General features: G+C 72.4%; 12 protein-coding genes. 5 read left to right on the top strand and 7 right to left on the bottom strand.

All coding sequences use genetic code 11. From position 1 onward, the window contains the following. From E2C05_RS19290 to E2C05_RS19275, 4 genes are all read left to right on the top strand, one after another. Positions 1–562 (top strand): hypothetical protein (locus tag E2C05_RS19290; RefSeq protein ID WP_205082906.1); only part of this gene is annotated, 562 nt, incomplete at its 5' end. Positions 563–690: 128 nt separating this feature from the next. After that, positions 691–2,505 (top strand): CocE/NonD family hydrolase, encoded by a 1,815-nt coding sequence (locus E2C05_RS19285; protein WP_133221286.1) that lies wholly within the window; start codon positions 691–693, stop codon positions 2,503–2,505. A 5-nt stretch (positions 2,506–2,510) separates the two neighbouring features. After that, positions 2,511–3,473 (top strand): Bug family tripartite tricarboxylate transporter substrate binding protein, encoded by a 963-nt coding sequence (locus E2C05_RS19280; protein ID WP_133221285.1) that lies wholly within the window; start codon positions 2,511–2,513, stop codon positions 3,471–3,473. A 106-nt stretch (positions 3,474–3,579) separates the two neighbouring features. Then, entirely contained in the window at positions 3,580–4,635 is a 1,056-nt protein-coding gene (locus E2C05_RS19275; RefSeq protein ID WP_133221284.1) for a cyclase family protein, read from the top strand. A gap of 230 nt (positions 4,636–4,865) precedes the next feature. On the opposite strand, the gene E2C05_RS19270 is transcribed toward E2C05_RS19275, so the two are convergent. From E2C05_RS19270 to E2C05_RS19255, 4 genes are all read right to left on the bottom strand, one after another. Beyond that, entirely contained in the window at positions 4,866–5,834 is a 969-nt protein-coding gene (locus E2C05_RS19270; RefSeq protein ID WP_133221283.1) for a Bug family tripartite tricarboxylate transporter substrate binding protein, read from the bottom strand. A gap of 310 nt (positions 5,835–6,144) precedes the next feature. Next, positions 6,145–7,179, bottom strand: a complete 1,035-nt coding sequence (locus E2C05_RS19265) for an ABC transporter substrate-binding protein (RefSeq protein ID WP_133221282.1) — start codon at positions 7,177–7,179, stop codon at positions 6,145–6,147. A 247-nt stretch (positions 7,180–7,426) separates the two neighbouring features. Continuing rightward, a complete protein-coding gene (locus E2C05_RS19260) occupies positions 7,427–8,203 on the bottom strand; it encodes an ABC transporter permease (RefSeq protein ID WP_133221281.1) in 777 nt (258 codons plus the stop codon). Positions 8,204–8,216: 13 nt separating this feature from the next. Further along, positions 8,217–9,074: an ABC transporter ATP-binding protein gene (locus E2C05_RS19255; protein ID WP_133221280.1), complete on the bottom strand. Its 858-nt coding sequence runs from the start codon at positions 9,072–9,074 to the stop codon at positions 8,217–8,219. 306 nt (positions 9,075–9,380) lie between these two features. Between E2C05_RS19255 and E2C05_RS19250 the strand changes: the two genes are divergently transcribed. Continuing rightward, a complete protein-coding gene (locus tag E2C05_RS19250) occupies positions 9,381–10,370 on the top strand; it encodes a Bug family tripartite tricarboxylate transporter substrate binding protein (protein WP_133221279.1) in 990 nt (329 codons plus the stop codon). 79 nt (positions 10,371–10,449) lie between these two features. Here the strand turns inward: E2C05_RS19250 and rhmD are convergent, their stop codons facing one another. The 3 genes from rhmD to E2C05_RS19235 all read right to left on the bottom strand — a co-directional run bounded on the left by rhmD (position 10,450) and on the right by E2C05_RS19235 (position 15,688). Next, positions 10,450–11,634: an L-rhamnonate dehydratase gene (rhmD, locus tag E2C05_RS19245; protein WP_133221278.1), complete on the bottom strand. Its 1,185-nt coding sequence runs from the start codon at positions 11,632–11,634 to the stop codon at positions 10,450–10,452. 108 nt (positions 11,635–11,742) lie between these two features. Next, on the bottom strand, positions 11,743–13,548 hold the full coding sequence (gene lepA, locus E2C05_RS19240; protein WP_133221277.1) for a translation elongation factor 4: 1,806 nt from the start codon (positions 13,546–13,548) through the stop codon (positions 11,743–11,745). A 169-nt stretch (positions 13,549–13,717) separates the two neighbouring features. Beyond that, on the bottom strand, positions 13,718–15,688 hold the full coding sequence (locus E2C05_RS19235; protein ID WP_133221276.1) for a polysaccharide biosynthesis protein: 1,971 nt from the start codon (positions 15,686–15,688) through the stop codon (positions 13,718–13,720). Between the last annotated feature and the right edge of the window lie 120 nt (positions 15,689–15,808).

Below are 15,808 nucleotides of genomic sequence, written 5' to 3'. Positions count from 1 at the left end.
CCGCCCCGCGCCGGTGGCCGCCGCCGCGGGGCGGGCGGCGCCCATGCCCGCGCTGCCGTCGCCAAGGCCCATGCCGCGCTTCTGGCGCCGCCTGGCAGCCCGGGCGAGCGGCATCGGCGGTGGCGCGGCGGTCCTGGCCGTGACGGGCACGCTCGGCGCCCTGTCCGTGCTTGGCCTCGTCATCACGGACAACATGCCCTCGGTCAGCGCCCCCACCTCCATCTGGCGGACCACGCCGGCGACGGATCTCGGCTATCGCCGCGCCGGCGACTACCGGTCCGACGTGCAGGCGGCGCTGGTCGCGGTGGGCGACGTGCTGGAAACCGGCACCGGCGCCCAGCGCACCTGGCACAACCTGGACACCGGCAACCGGGGCGTCGTCGCCAATATCGGCGTCCTGGGCGGGCGGCTGGATGACTGCCGCAAGCTGGCGCAGCGCGTGCAGCTGAACGGCGCCTTCCGGGAGAACGAGTTCGTCGCCTGCCGCCAACCCACGGATGGCACCTGGCTGGCCGACCTGGCCTGGGAAGGGTCCTCCGTCTGGCACACCAACCGGCGCTGAGCCTGCGCGGCGGCGCGCGCCCGGGGCGACGACGCCGGGCCCGCAACTTCGCTGGCGTCGCACCCCGCGCCGGCTTCTTCGCCGCGCCCCGCGGTGGCAGGCTGATGGCCTGACCAGGGGAGGCACCGATGCCCGATTCCGACCTGCGCGGGGAGGCCTGGCGCCTGCCGCCTTCCCGCTACCTCGCCGGCCGGCCGGCCGAATTCGCGCTGCCCGCCGCGCCCTCCTCCCGCTACGTCACCATGGGCGATGGCTGCCGGCTGGCGGTGGATGTCTGGCTGCCGCAAGGCGCGCAGGGCCGCATCCCCGCCATCCTGGTCCATACGCCCTATTACCGCCGCTTCTCCCTGCGGGAGGGCGGGCAGGGCGAGCGCAGCCCGAATGCCGCGAAATTCCGCGATGCCTTCGTCCCGCGCGGCTATGCCCTGGTGGTGGTGGACATCCGCGGCACCGGCGCCAGCTTCGGCACCCGCGACAGCTTCCGCTCCCCGAAGGAGCGCGCGGATGCGCGGGAGATCGCCGACTGGATCGTGGCGCAGCCCTGGTCGGACGGGCGCATCGGCGCCACCGGCATCTCCTATCCCGGCGCGGCGTCCGACTTTCTGGCCAGCACCGGCCATCCCGCGGTGCGGGCCATCGCGCCGCTGTTTGCCGTGTGGGACACCTGGGCGGACCACTACTATCCCGGCGGCGTCTACCTGAACCGCCTGGCGCAGGTCTATGACGCGCTGATGGTCGCCATGGACCATGACCGGCGCGACCTGCTGAGGCAGGTCAGCTACTACGCCAACCCGGACCTGGCCGGCCCGGCGCCGGTCGAGGAGGATCCGGAAGGCGTGCTGCTGCGCGCGGCGGTGCGCGAGCATCTCGGCAATTTCCGCCAGCCGGACTTCATGGCGGATCTGCGCTTCCGCGAGGAGCCGCTGGCCTACGACCCCGGCTTCTCCTCGGCGAATATCAGCCCCTATTCGGTGCGGGAGAGCATCCCGAAGGATGTCGCGGTCTATGCCGTCTCCGGCTGGATGGACGGCGCCGGCTATGCCAATTCCGCCATCGCCCGCTACCTGACCATGCAGGGCAACCCGCGCCACCTGCTGCTGGGTCCCTGGGACCATGGCGCGCGGATCAATGTCTCCCCCTGGCGGGCGGCGCAGGAGCCGGAATTCCCGCTGGTGGGGGAGGTGCTGCGCTTCTTCGACGAATACCTGATGGGCCGCGACACCGGCCTGCGGGCGGAAGCGCCGATCCACTACTTCGCCATGGCGGGGGAGGAATGGCGCGCCGCCGGATCCTGGCCGCCGCAGCCGCGCCCCACGCGCTGGCACCTGGCGCCGGGCGCGCTGCAGGCGGCGCCGGCCGCGCCGGCGGAAGCGCGGCATGCCACCGATGCCGGCTTCTCCTCCGGCGCCGGCACGCGCTACGAGCGCATCGCCGCCATCGACAGCCGCGACTACTACGCCGACTGGCAGCAGCGCCAGGCGGCGCTGCCGGCCTATGACGGCCCGGTCTTCGCGCAGGACACCGAACTCGCGGGCAACGTCCTGGCCGACCTGACGATCGCGGCCGACACGCCGGATGCCTGCATCCTGCTCTACCTGTCGGAGGTCGAGGCCGACGGCACGGTGCGCTACGTGACGGAGGGCCTGCTGCGCGCCCTGCACCGCAAGGAAGCGCCCCACCCGCCCAGCTACCAGGCGCCCTGGCCCTTCCGCAGCTTCCACCGCGCCGATGCCGCGCCGCTGACCCCGGGCGTCGCCGAGCGCATCCGCATCCCGCTGCTGCCCACCGCCTGGGTCTTCCGCCGCGGCAGCCGGCTGCGCCTGTCCATCGCCGGCGGCGATGCCGACCACCTGATGCAGGTGCCGCATGGCAGGCCGCCGGTCTTCACCCTGCACCTGCAGGGCTGCGCGCTGGATCTCCCGCTCCGCGCGGCGGGGGCGTGATCGCCATGCGCCTCGCCCGCCGAGCCCTCGCGCTGCTGCTTGCCGCGCCTGCCCTGGCCCGCGCCCAGGCCTTCCCCAGCCAGCCGGTGCGCATCCTGCTGCCGCAGCCGCCGGGTTCCGCCAACGATGCCGTCGCCCGCATCATCGCCGAGCCGATGGCGCGCGCCCTCGGCCAGGCCGTGGTGGTGGACAACCGCCCGGGCGCCAACGGCACCGTCGCGGTGAACGCCCTGAAGCAGCAGCGGCCGGACGGGCATGCGCTGCTGCTCTCGGGCGTGTCGCAGCTGTCCTTCAACCCGCATCTCTACCCGACCCTGCCCTACGACCCGGTGCGGGACTTCACCTATGTCGCGCCGGTCACCGATGCGCCCTTCATCCTGCTGGCCAGCAAGCGGTCCGGCATCGCCAGCGTGCCGGACCTGCTGGCGCGCGCCCGTGCCCAGCCCGGCCGCATCACCTATGCCAGCGCCGGCATCGGCAACTCCACGCATCTGTCCATGGAGATGATCGCCGACCGCGCCGGGGTGTCCTTCCTGCACGTGCCCTATCCCGGCAGCGGCCAGGCGCTGACCAGCGTCGTGTCGGGCGAGACCGATGCGATGATCATCGTGCTCGGCGTCGCGCTGGGCCAGGTGCGCGCCGGGGCGGTGACGCCCCTGGCCCTGGTGGCGAAGCGGCGCGTGCCGGCGCTGCCCGACCTGCCGACCCAGCGGGAAGCGGGGATCGAGGCGCCGGTGATGCCCGGCTGGTTCGGCCTGCTCGGCCCCGCCGGGATGCCCGAGGATCCCGTGACGGCCCTGAACGCCGCCGTGCGCGCCGCCCTGGCGGATGAGACGGCACAGCGTCGCCTGGCCGACAACCTGCTGGTGCCCTTCCCCGGCAGCGCCGCCGATCTGCGCCGCCGGATGGAGGCCGACAGCGCCGTCTGGGGCGAGTTCATCCGCCGCCGCGGCCTGCGCCCCGACTGACGCGCCATGTTGCCGGATGGTCATTCGCCCGCCATCGCAACCCTAAGCTAGGCTCGACCCGGGTCGCACGCGCGGCCCGTGCAAGAAGGCTCTTGGGGGAAATGCCATGAAGGCCATGGGACGCCTGCTCGCCGCGAGCGGCATGGGACTCGCGCTCGCCGCCGCCGTGCTGCCGGCCGCCGCGCAGGATGCGGGCATGAAGCAATGGACGCGCGGCAAGGGCTGGGGCTGGGTCTGGGGACCGCAGGACGAGGTCGGCGCGCTGAACGAGATGACCGACGCCTCCCGCGCCGCCGCGCTGCGCCTGGCGACGCAGGGGAAGTCCTACGACCTCGGCCTGCCCTATGACCGCAATTCCTATCGCTGGCCGGGCCACAACCCGGGCGAGATCATCAGCTTCCGCACGCCGGAAGGCGTCGCCCGCCAGCGCGACCTGCCCTTCACCACTGCCGAGAACGGCAATGGCAGCCACACCCGCTGGCACAGCAGCGCCATGTTCATCAGCGACAACGTGGCGACGCAGATCGACGGCCTCGGCCACATCACGGTCGGCGAGGACAACCACTGGTACAATGGCTTCAAGGAAGGCGACTGGGGCGGCAATTTCGGCATCCGCAAGGCCGATGTCACCACCATCCCGCCCATCATCGCCCGCGGCGTGCTGATCGACGTCGCCGGCCAGAAGAACATGGAAGCCCTGCCCGCCGGCTACGAGATCACCGTCGCCGACCTGGAGGCCGCGCTGCGGGCGCAGAACGTCGATGTCACGCCCGGCACCGTCGTGCTGATCCGCACCGGCACCGCCCGCTACTGGGGCGAGAGCGGCGCCGACCACGCGAAGATCAGCGGGCCGGACAGCGCCGGCATCGGCCTGGCCGCGGCGAAATGGCTGGTGGAGCAGAAGGGCGCGCTGATGCTCGCCTCCGACACCTCGGGCCTCGAGGTCGGGCCGCCCAGGCCGCAGGACAGCGCCGCGGTGGGCGGCAGCTTCAACCCGGTGCATGTCTACCTGCTCGTGCAGCAGGGCGTGCATATCGGTGAGTTCCACAACCTGGAGCGCCTGGCGGCGGACCGGGTCTACGAGTTCGCCTATGTCGCCACCACGAATGCGATCCGCGGCACGGTGGCCGGCACCGCGCTCCGGCCGCTCGCGCTGCGCTGAGAGCCCTCGGCCCCCCTGGCAACCGGGTCATGCAGGTCCGTCGCCTAGGCGCCGTGCCAGCCATGCACCCATCGAACCCGGATGCCTGCGGCATCCGGGCCTGCGCCGGCCGGCGGGGCGTCGTGGCCCCTCGTGCGGGCGCCGGGCGGGGATCGCCCGGCGCGGGCCGCGGCGGCCGCGGCCCGCTGTGCGGATGCCCGTGTTGCGGCAGGCCCGCAGCGGGCAGGCGGCTATTCCTGCTGCAGCCCGGCGCGGCGGATCAGGTCGCGCCACAGCGGCACCTCGGCCGCGATCCGCTTCGCCAGCGCGTCCGGTCCCTGCGGCCGCAGCCCGAAGCCGGCGGCCAGCAGCCTCGCCTTGGTCTCCGGCACGCCCAGCACCGCGATGGTCTCCTGCGCCAGCCGCTGCAGGATGGGGGCCGGCGTGCCGGCCGGGGCGAGGAAGGCCTGGAAGGTCTCGGACACGAAGCCGTCCCAGCCCAGTTCCAGCATGGTCGGCACATCGGGCAGGTCCGGCCAGCGCGCCTGGCCGGTCAGCGCCAGGGCACGCAGGGTGCCGGACTTGACCTGCGCATGCGCCGGCGGCAGCGCGGCGACGCCCACCTGCGTGGTGCCCGACAACAGCGCCTGCACCGCCAGCGCGGCGCTGTTGTGCGGCACCTGCACGAACTCGATCCCCGCGCGCAGCCGCAGCAGTTCGGCGGTCAGGTGCGGGGTGGACCCGGTGCCGGGATTGGCCAGGTTCAGCCCGCCCGGCGTCGCCTTCGCCCGCGCGATGAGGTCGTCGATGCTGGCGATGCCGCTGTCCGGCCGCGCCAGGATGGTGTTGGGCGAGGCGCCGAGCTCGGTGATCGGCGCGAAATCCTGCACCGGATCGTAGCCCGGGTTGCGGAACAGGCTGGCATTCACGACGAAGCCGGTGGAGGCGATCAGCAGCGTGGTGCCATCGGGCGCGCTGCGGGCGACGAAGGCGGCGCCGACATTGCCGCCGGCGCCGGCGCGGTTCTCGATCACCACCGGCTGGCCGAGCGCCGCCTGCAGCCCGGGCGCCACGACGCGCGCCATGACATCGGTGGGGCCGCCGGGCGCGAAGGGCACGACGATGCGGATGGCGCGGGTCGGCCAGGCGGGCTGCGCGCGGGCCAGCGCCGGCGCGGCCAGCAGGGCGAGCGCGGCGCGGCGGCCTGGGCCTCGGGTCATGGGCGTCCCTCCGGGGGCCTCGCCGTCTGGCGGGCGATGGCCATGCGAAGGCTGGCGGGACGCTGCGGGCGGCGTCAAGCCGCGGGGCCGTCGTCACGGGAGGGGGCGCACCGGACACGGTGCGTACGATCCTCCCGCACCCGCACCGGCCGGGACCTCCGGCAAGGCCCCGGACCCCGGCGAAGGCTGATCGCCATCTGTGGGGCCCCATCGAGGCCCTCTCCGAGGGCGATCGCTCAGGCCGGTCCAGGCGACGCCCATGGCCTGTTCGGGAGTGCCCGAGGGGGACGAAATCCCCCTCGATCCGCCGTCAGCTCCGGCTGACCGCGATCGCCCGCTCCGCCCGCGGCGGCAGGAAGGCGCGGCTGAACACCTCCTCCGGCGCCGGGGTGCGGGACAGGCCGAAGACCTCCACCGCCTGGGCGATGGCGCGCGCCAGGCGCGCGTCGGATAGGTCGCCGGCGCCGACCTCCACCGCTTCCGGCGTGGCGATCACGGTGCGCCAGGCATAGTCGATGCGCTGGGTCTCGACCGGGACGTTGATCGTCGCCTCCATGCGCGCCATCACGCGCATCGCCTCGGCCGGGTCGCGGGCGGTGGCCAGCATGGCGCGGTTCACCGCGGCGGTCAGGCCGCGCACCGCAGCCGGATTGTCCTTCGCCAGCTTCTGGCTGACCATCACGCCGTTGGAATAGGCTTCGATGCCGTTGTCGGCGAAGACGAACCAGCGGAAGTCGCGGTCCGGGTTCTGCCGCATGCCGACCAGGTTCATGTAGCTGGTCAGGGTGAAGATCAGCGCGCCGTCGATCTGGCCCTGGATCAGCATCTGCTCGCCGAGGTTCGGCGCCATGTTGACGATCTCGTTCTTCGCCGGGTCGAGGCCGTTGATGCGCGCCCAGAGCGGGAACATGCGCGTGGTGGCCGAGCCCGCCGGGCCGCCCAGCTTGCGGCCGGCGATGTCGGCGATGGTGCGGATCGGGCTGTCCGCCTTCACCAGGATGGCGAAGGGTGCGCGGTTGTAGATCTGGTAGACCATCAGCGGCTGCTCGCCCGGGCGGGCGGCGGCCTGCTGGATGATGGCCGTCATGTCGCCGAAGCCGGCATCATAGGTGCCGGACATGATGCGGTTGATGGTGTTGGCGGACCCGTCGCCCTGGTCGATGGTCAGGTTCAGCCCGGCCTCGCGGAACCAGCCGCGCTCCTGCGCCAGGAAGTACCAGGCGTGCACGCCCTGGAGCCGCCAGTCCAGCGTGAAGCGGAGGTTGGTCACGGCCTGCGCCAGCGCCGGCGCGGCGAGGGCGGTGGCGGCAAGGCCGCCCAGGGCGGCACGGCGGGTCAGCAGCATCGTGATGTCTCCCGGCAGGGTGTCATGTGAACGGACCGGTCGAACAACCGGTCCGAGGCCGCGAACGGGTTCCCAACCGCGTTGCGCTGCAACGCGGTTGGGAACCCGGGATGCGGCCCGGCGCCCCTGCGTCGTGCGGCAAGCACGCCTTCGGCGTGACGAAGCCAGGCGAACCGGCGGTTCGCGCCCGGCGACTGGGGGCAGGCGAAAGCCTGATGCCGGCGGTCATGGCACATGGCCGCCGACATCAGGTGGTGACGGCAAGGTCGGTCTTGCGCATGGCCCAGCCGGCCACGCGGCGTTCGACCGCGGAGAAGATGAGGTAGAGCGCGACGCCCAGCCCGGCGAGGATGAACAGCCCGGCGAAGACCAGCGGCACGTTGAAGGAGGAGGAGGCGACCATCATCATGTTCCCGACGCCGCGGTTGCTGGCCACCGTCTCCGCGACGACGGACCCGACGAAGGCCAGGGTCACCGCCACCTTCAGCGACGCGAAGAAATAGGGCATCGCCCGCGGCAGCTGGACATTCCAGAGGATGTCGAGCTTCGACGCGCGCAGCGTCTTCATCACATCCTCCAGCTCCGGCTCCACCGTGGCGATGCCGGTCGCCACGTTCACCACGATGGGGAAGATGCAGATGATGGCCGCGGTCAGCACGGCGGGGACGGTGCCGGCGCCGAACCACAGCACGAAGATCGGCACCACCGCGACCTTGGGGATGGAGGAGATGCCGACCAGCAGCGGATAGGCCGTGTCGTAGGCGAGGCGGGAGGACCCGATGAGCACGCCGAGAAGGACGCCGACCGCGGTGCCGATCGCGAAGCCGACCAGCGTGGTGTAGAGCGTCTGCCAGGTATGCGGCCAAAGCGCCCACCAGCGGTCGTACAGCTCGTACAGCACCGCGCTCGGCCGCGGCAGCAGGATGTCGGAGACGCCGCCGGCGGCGCAGACCGCCTCCCAAACCAGGAAGACCGAGAGGATGAGGGCGGCGGGCGCCGCCTTGGCGCGGATCAGGTCCAGCATCGGCGTGTCCCCTTCAGGCGGCGGCGGCGCGGGCGGCGACGATCAGGGCGCGCAGGCGCTGCACCAGCGCGGTGAAGTCGGGCGCGAAGGTGAGGTCGAGGGGCCGGGGACGCGGGAAGTCCACCGGACAATCCTCCAGGATGCGGCCGGGCCGCGCGCTCATCACGCAGATCCGGTTCGCCAGGTAGGCGGCTTCCCGCAGGTCATGGGTGACCAGCAGCACGGTGGTGCCGCGCGTCGCCCACAGCTCCTGCATCACCGCCCACAGCTCTTCCCGCGTGAACTGGTCCAGCGCGCCGAAGGGCTCGTCCAGCAGCAGCAGCGTCGGGTCGTGGATCAGCGCGCGGCACAGGTTGGCCCGCTGCATCATCCCGCCCGACAACTGCCAGGGATACTTGTCGCCGAAGCCCTTCAGCCCGACCTGCGCCAGCAGCGCATCCGCCCGGTCGCGGTATTCGGTGCGGCGCTTGCGGCGCCACTCGGCGCGGAAGGGCGGCACGATCTTCAGCGGCAGCATCACGTTCTGCCGGATGGTCAGCCAGGGCAGCAGCGTGGCGTTCTGGTAGGCCATGCCGATGCGCACCGGCTCCGCCGCCGCGGCATCCCCCGCTTCCCGCCCCGCCACCAGCACCCGGCCGGAGGACGGGCGCATGAGGTCGCTGACCAGGCGCAGGATGGTGGACTTGCCGCAGCCCGAAGGGCCGACGAGGGCGATGAAGTCGCCGGCGGCGACGGTCAGGCTGGTCTCGGCCAGCGCCTGCACGGCGGCCGTGCCGCGGCCGAAGCGCACGGTCACCCCGTCCAGCGTGATCAGCGGGCGTGCGGGGGAGGCGGCAGGGGCCGCGGGCACCAGGGCGGTCTCAGCGGTCATGGCCGGTCTCCGAGCGGCCGTCACATGGACGATCCGACATCGGATTGCAATGCCGTTAAGCGGCCTGCCTGCCGCCCGAAACGGCATTCGGCGGCGGCAAGGCCGGTCCTGGTGCGGGCTTGGGCAGGTGGGCCCTGATCCGCCCAGAAGCTGGGCATGAGGGTTTTCTTAACCTCCGGCGGCGCAGATCGTCGCGCCCCGTCGCCCTGATCGTCCGTCATCGCGTGACGGAGACACGCAGGCCGGCCTTGATCGGCTCATTGCGAGTTCCAGATTACGCTCAGTTAATCGTTTCCCGGAGCCACCATGATCCACCTGACTCGTCGCGCGGCGCTCGCCGCCGCTGCCGCCGCCCTCGCCGCGCCGCGCCTCGCCACCGCCCAGCCGATCGGCGGGTCGGCCGAGCGGCCCGTGCGCATCATCGTCCCGTACAATGCGGGCGGCATCACGGACGTCATCAGCCGGGCCACGGCCGCCGGCCTGCAGGCGGCTCTCGGCCAGCCGGTGATCGTGGAGAACCGCCCGGGCGCCAACGGCACGGTCGGCACCCTGGCCGCGGCGCGCGCGCCGGCCGACGGCTCCACTATCACCATGGGGATCACCGACACCTTCGCCATCAACCGCTCCACCTTCCGCACGCTGCCCTACAGCGACGAGAACGACTTCGCGCCGATCTCCATGGTCACGCGCGTACCCTTCGCGCTGATGGTCGGCGCGCATCGCCGCGACATGCCGGACTTCGCCAGCTTCGTGCGGGAGTCGAAGAAGGAAGCCGGCAAGTTCAGCCATGCCTCCTGGGGCGTCGGCTCCTCCTCCCACCTCGCCTTCGAATTCGTGGCGCGGAACCTGGGGATCGAGAAGCTGCACGTGCCCTTCGCCGCGCAGGCCCCGGGCATGCAGGCGGTCGCCGCCGCGCAGGTCGATTCCATGATGCTGCCGGTGGGCGGCGCCAACAGCCTGGCGGTGGATGGCCGCGCCCGCATCCTGGCGCTGGCCCACCCGCACCGGATCGACCTGACGCCGAACGTGCCGACCCTGCAGGAGCTGGGCGTGCCGCTGGCCACCGGCCTGTGGTTGGCGCTGTTCGCCCCGGCCCGCACGCCGGCGCCGGTGCTGGAGCGGCTGAACGCCGCCCTGCGCGAGGGCATGAAGCACGAGACGACGCTGAGCGTCTTCCGCCAGCAGGCGGGCCAGCCCGAGCCCTCCACCCCCGCCGAGCTGGCCGCCTTCGCCGCGGCCGAGCGGGCGCAGTGGGCGAAGGTGGTGCGCGAGGCGGATATCCGCGTCGAGGCCTGACGCCGGCAGACCGGGCGGGGCCGCGGCCCCGCCCGGCACGGTGCTTCAACCGATCAAGGGCCGGGCCTCCGCGCGCCCCCTATCGCGGATAGGGCCGGTGCAGCGCGCAGTCGGGGTTCAGCCGGACGCCGAAGCCCGGCCTGTCCAGCGCCGAGACCTTCAGCCTGCCATTCTCCGGCACCGGCTCGTCCAGCAGCAGTGGGTGGAATGCCGGCTGCACGCGGTCGGCCTGCGGCGCCGTCAGGATGATCTCGGTGAAGGGGCTGTTCTGCCGCGTGCAGACGACGTGGTAGCTGTAGGGGCCCGACCCGTGCGGGACCATCATCGCCCCATGCGCGTCCGCCAGGGCGGAGATGCGCAGCAATTCCGTCAGCCCGCCGCACCAGTTCACGTCGGGCTGGATGATGTCGCAGCAGCCCATCTCCAGCAGCAGGCGGAAGCCCCAGCGCGTCGCCTCGTGCTCTCCCGCAGTGAGCAGCATCCCGGGCGGCAGCGCCTTCCGCAGCGCGGCCTGGCCCCAGTAGTCGTCGGGGGAGAGGCATTCCTCCAGCCATTTCAGCCGGTGCTCCCGCGCGCCCCAGGCGAGCCGGGTGGCGTAGTCGAGGTCGAGGCTCATCCAGCAGTCCCACATGAGCCAGAAATCCTCGCCGACGCGGCTGCGCATCTCGGCCAGCTTCGCCAGGTTCCGCCGCAGCCCCTCCTCGCCCTCCGCCGGCCCGTGCTGCAGCGGCAGCTTGCCGCCGATGAAGCCCATCTGCTTTGCCAGGTCCGGCCGGGCGCCGGTGGCGTAGAAGACCAGCTCGTCCCGCACCGGGCCGCCGAGCAGGGCATGCACCGGCTCCCCCCGCCACTTGCCCAGCAGGTCCCACAAAGCGAGGTCCACCGCGGAGATGGCGTTCACCACCAGGCCGCGGCGCCCGTAGAACTGGGTGGCGAAGTACATCTGGTCCCAGGCGCGCTCGATCTCGGTGATCGGCCGGCCTTCGATGAAGCGTGCCAGATGCTTCTCGACGATGAAGGCGCCGGGCTCGCCGGCGGTGGTGATGGCGAAGCCGGTGGTGCCGTCATCCGCCTCCACCTCGACCACCAGCGTGCCGAGCACGTCGATGCCGAAGGCCCGGCGGCTGGCGCGGTATTCGGGATAGCGCGCCATGGGGGAAGCGACGTGGTCGTCGATCCAGTGGCCGTCCGCCTGGTCGTGGTAGTCGCCGCCACCGCCGCGCACCACGCTGGCGCGGACATGCTTGACCTTGGGGACGGGCATCGGGCGGCTCCTGCGGTGGAGCGCGCAGGCTAGCCCAGGCCGGCCCAGGGGTCGCCTGACCCCTGGCGGGTGGAGGTCGAGGAGGGCAGAGCCCTCCTCGACCTCGCCTCAGGCATCCATCTTGAGCGCGGCGATGAAGGCGCTCTGCGGGATCTCGACCTTGCCGAACTGCCGCATGCGCTTCTTGCCTTCCTTCTGCTTCTCCAGCAGCTTGCGCTTGCGGGTGATGTCGCCGCCATAGCATTTGGCGGTCACGTCCTTCGACAGCGCGCTGATCGTCTCCCGCGCGATGACGCGGCCGCCGATCGCCGCCTGGATCGGGATCTTGAAGAGCTGGCGGGGGATCAGGTCCTTCAGCCGCTCGCAGATCTGCCGGCCGCGGCGGTCCGCCTGGCTGCGATGCGCCATGAAGGACAGCGCGTCCACCGGCTCGGCATTCACCAGGATGGAGATCTTCACGAGGTCGCCTTCCTCGTAGTCGTCCATCGCGTAGTCGAAGCTGGCATAGCCGCGGCTGATCGACTTCAGCCGGTCGTAGAAGTCGAACACCACCTCGTTCAGCGGCAGCCGGTACACCGCCATGGCGCGGCTGCCGACATAGGTCAGCTCCATCTGCCGGCCACGGCGCTCGTTGCACAGGGTCAGCACCGGCCCGAGGTACTCGTCGGGCACCATGATGGTGGCCTTGATCCAGGGCTCGGCGATCTCGGCGATCACGCTCGGGTCCGGCATGTCGGCCGGGTTGTGCAGGTCCATCTCCTCGCCGTTGGTGCGCTTCAGCTTGTAGACGACGGACGGGGCGGTCGCGATCAGGTCCAGGTCGAACTCGCGCGACAGGCGCTCCTGCACGATCTCGAGGTGGAGCAGGCCGAGGAAGCCGCAGCGATAGCCGAGGCCGAGGGCGGCGCTGGTCTCCATCTCGTAGTGGAAGCTGCTGTCGTTCAGCCGCAGCTTGCCGACCGCCTCGCGCAGCTTCTCGAAGTCGTCGGCATCCACCGGGTACAGGCCGCACCACACCACGGGGATGGAGGGCTTGAAGCCCGGCAGCGCCGCGGTCGCCGGGTTGCGGTCGTCGGTGATGGTGTCGCCGACATTGGTGTCGGCGACCGTCTTGATGGCGGCGGTGACGTAGCCCATCTCGCCCGGGCCCAGGCTCTCGCAGGGCACCATCTTCGGCGTGAAGATGCCAAGCTGCTCCACGGTATGGACGGCGCCGTTCGACATCATGCGGATGCGCTGGCCCTTCCGCAGATGCCCGTCCTTCACCCGCACCAGCACGACGACGCCCAGGTAGGCGTCGTACCAGCTGTCCACCAGCAGCGCGGTCAGGGTCTTCGATGCGTCGCCGGTCGGCGGCGGCAGGCGGGTGACGATCGCCTCCAGCACGCCCTCGATGTTCAGGCCGGTCTTGGCGCTGATCTCGACCGCGTCCGAGGCGTCGAGGCCGATCACGTCCTCGATCTGCTGCTTCACCCGCTCCGGCTCGGCGGCCGGCAGGTCCACCTTGTTCAGCACCGGCACGATCTCGTGGTTCGCGTCCAGCGCCTGGTAGACATTGGCCAGCGTCTGCGCCTCCACCCCCTGGGACGCGTCCACCACCAGCAGGCTGCCCTCGCAGGCCGCCAGGCTGCGGCTCACCTCATAGGCGAAGTCGACATGGCCGGGCGTGTCCATCAGGTTCAGGGTGTAGGTCTGCCCGTCCTTGGCCTGGTAGGCCAGCCGGACGGTCTGCGCCTTGATGGTGATCCCCCGCTCCCGCTCCAGCTCCATGTTGTCGAGCAGCTGCTCCTTCATCTCCCGCGCCGTGACGGCGCCGGTGGTCTGGATCAGCCGGTCGGCGAGCGTGGACTTGCCGTGGTCGATATGGGCGATGATGGAGAAGTTGCGGATGCGGTCGAGCGGGGTGTCGGGCATGGGGGTTCCGGCAGCCGAAGGGCGGAGCGCCGGCGGGCGGGCGGGCCCGGGGGCGGCGATCCTCTCGTGAAGCGATGATAGGCGGGCCCGGCGCACACCCGGCCTGTTAGGGGGGAGATAGGGCAGGCCGGCCCGCTTTCAAAGCATTGCCTGCCGGCGCCGGGTGTCCCTACCGGCCGGCGGCGGCCGCCTCGCCCTCCACGTTGTGGTCGAACTCCGGCACCAGCCGGCCCAGCTGGGCCAGCGCCGTGCGCGGGCTGCCGGCCCGGCAGGCCCCGGCGATCTCGTCGATCGCCCGCCCCACCAGCGCCGGGTCGGCGGTGCGGGGCGTCGCCACCAGCAAGCCCTTGAATTCCGTCGGCCGCGGCGGCTCCTGCCCGTGGAACAGCTCCTCGTACAGCTTCTCCCCGGGGCGCAGGCCGGTGAAGCGGATCTCCACATCCTCCTCCGGCCGGAGCCCGGCGAGCCGGATCATCCGCCGCGCCAGGTCGACGATCTTTACGGGTTTGCCCATGTCGAGGACGAAGATGCCGCCTTCCGCCAGCTCGGGCGGCTGGTCGTGGCGGTCCTCGGCGCCGATGACGCTGGCCTGCAGCACCAGGCCGACCGCCTCCCGCACCGTCATGAAGTAGCGGCGCATGTCGGGATGGGTCACGGTCAGCGGCCCGCCGCGCTCCAGCTGCCGGCGGAACAGCGGCACCACGCTGCCGGTCGAGCCCAGCACATTCCCGAAGCGCACCGTCACGCAGCGCATGCCGCGCGCCGCCACCCGGGCCTGGTCGCGGTCGGCCGCGCGGGCATGCACGTCCAGCGCCTGGCAGTACATCTCCGCCAGCCGCTTGCTCGCCCCCATCACGCTGGTCGGGTTCACCGCCTTGTCGGTGCTGATGAACACCATCGCCCGGCAGCCCACCGCGGCGGCGGCGTCCGCCACCACCCGGGTGCCGAGGGCATTGGTCAGCAGCCCCTCCAGCGGGTTGTTCTCCACCATCGGCACATGCTTCAGGGCCGCGGCGTGGAACACAAGCTCGGGCCGGATGTCCTCCAGCAGCCGGCGCATCCGCGGCTCGTCGCGGATATCGGCCAGCACGGCGCGGCGGGGCACGTCCGGGTGCCGCTCCCGCAGCTCGAGGTCGATCTCGTAGAGGGCGAATTCCCCGTGGTCGAGCAGGGTGAGCTGCGCCGGGCCGAGCGCCGCGACCTGCCGCGCCAGCTCCCCGCCGATGGTGCCGCCGGCGCCGGTCACCAGCACGCGGCGGCCCTGGATCAGCCGCGCCATCCCCTCGCGGTCCAGCGGGATCTGCGGCCGGTCCAGCAGGTCCTCGATCGCCACGGGGTCGAGCTTGAGGCGCTGGCCCGCCTTCTCCTCCATCGCCGCCATGCGCCGGGCGGCGGGGTCGAGCGAGGTGACGGAGGGCGCCCGCCGCACCGGGATGCCGTGCCGGTCGGCGGCGTCCAGCAGCCGTTCCAGCGCCAGGCCCTGCACATGGTGGGTGGTCAGGACGATCAGGGCGGGCAGCCGCCCTTCCTCCTTCAGCGTGTCCAGCACGGCGGCGATCTCGTCCGCGGTGCCCAGGATCGGGTGGCCCTGGATGCGCCGCCCCGCCTGGCGCGACCGCATGGACAGGATGCCGGCCACCCGGAAGGCCGGCTGGCGTTCCGCCGCCAGCGCCCGGATGAAGATGTCCGCCCCATCCCCGGCGCCGACCAGCAGCACCGGCTGCGGCGTGATGCTCTCGGACGACCGGCGGGCATGGTGCAGCCGCCCGGCGATGCGCGGCGCCCCGAGCAGCAGGCCGAGCGTCAGCGCATGGATGGCCGGGAAGGCGGGGTTCGGCGGGATCCAGGCGCCCAGCGCCAGCAGCCCGCCCCAGAACAGCACCGCCGCGCCGATGGCGGCGACCAGGATGCCCAGCAGGTCCGGCAGGCCGGCATAGCGCCAGTATTGCTGCGGCAGCCGCACCGGCAGCCCGGCAGCCAGCAGCGCCAGCGCCGCGCCCGGCAGGGCGCCCAGCCACCAGCCGGCGGGCGGCCAGGCACCCGGTGCGTCCAGCAGCATCGCCACCGGCAGGGCCAGGCAGGCGATCAGCGAATCGAGCACCAGGTTGAGCAGGATGCGGTGCGGCGCGCGGCGGGCCATGCCTCCGCTATAGGCCGGGTTGCCGCGCGGCGCCACCGGCCGCCCCGGGCGCCGCCGGGAACGCCGCAAGCGGCTGCTGCGGCCGCGGCGCGGCCGGGTGGTCGGCCGGCGGGACGGGGC

This window comes from Paracraurococcus ruber, from assembly GCF_004353985.1.
Lineage (GTDB): Bacteria > Pseudomonadota > Alphaproteobacteria > Acetobacterales > Acetobacteraceae > Paracraurococcus > Paracraurococcus ruber.
The sequence above is the reverse complement of the archived record's forward strand: the minus strand, read 5'-3'. Positions and strand labels throughout refer to the sequence as shown.

What these genes read in the sequence shown, in the direction of transcription:
- E2C05_RS19285 (WP_133221286.1), top strand. Translation starts at nt 691, where the DNA reads ATGCCCGATTCCGACCTGCGCGGGGAGGCCTGGCGCCTGCCGCCTTCC.
- E2C05_RS19280 (WP_133221285.1), top strand. Translation starts at nt 2,511, where the DNA reads ATGCGCCTCGCCCGCCGAGCCCTCGCGCTGCTGCTTGCCGCGCCTGCC.
- E2C05_RS19275 (WP_133221284.1), top strand. Translation starts at nt 3,580, where the DNA reads ATGAAGGCCATGGGACGCCTGCTCGCCGCGAGCGGCATGGGACTCGCG.
- E2C05_RS19270 (WP_133221283.1), bottom strand. Translation starts at nt 5,834, where the DNA reads ATGACCCGAGGCCCAGGCCGCCGCGCCGCGCTCGCCCTGCTGGCCGCG.
- E2C05_RS19265 (WP_133221282.1), bottom strand. Translation starts at nt 7,179, where the DNA reads ATGCTGCTGACCCGCCGTGCCGCCCTGGGCGGCCTTGCCGCCACCGCC.
- E2C05_RS19260 (WP_133221281.1), bottom strand. Translation starts at nt 8,203, where the DNA reads ATGCTGGACCTGATCCGCGCCAAGGCGGCGCCCGCCGCCCTCATCCTC.
- E2C05_RS19255 (WP_133221280.1), bottom strand. Translation starts at nt 9,074, where the DNA reads ATGACCGCTGAGACCGCCCTGGTGCCCGCGGCCCCTGCCGCCTCCCCC.
- E2C05_RS19250 (WP_133221279.1), top strand. Translation starts at nt 9,381, where the DNA reads ATGATCCACCTGACTCGTCGCGCGGCGCTCGCCGCCGCTGCCGCCGCC.
- rhmD (WP_133221278.1), bottom strand. Translation starts at nt 11,634, where the DNA reads ATGCCCGTCCCCAAGGTCAAGCATGTCCGCGCCAGCGTGGTGCGCGGC.
- lepA (WP_133221277.1), bottom strand. Translation starts at nt 13,548, where the DNA reads ATGCCCGACACCCCGCTCGACCGCATCCGCAACTTCTCCATCATCGCC.
- E2C05_RS19235 (WP_133221276.1), bottom strand. Translation starts at nt 15,688, where the DNA reads ATGGCCCGCCGCGCGCCGCACCGCATCCTGCTCAACCTGGTGCTCGAT.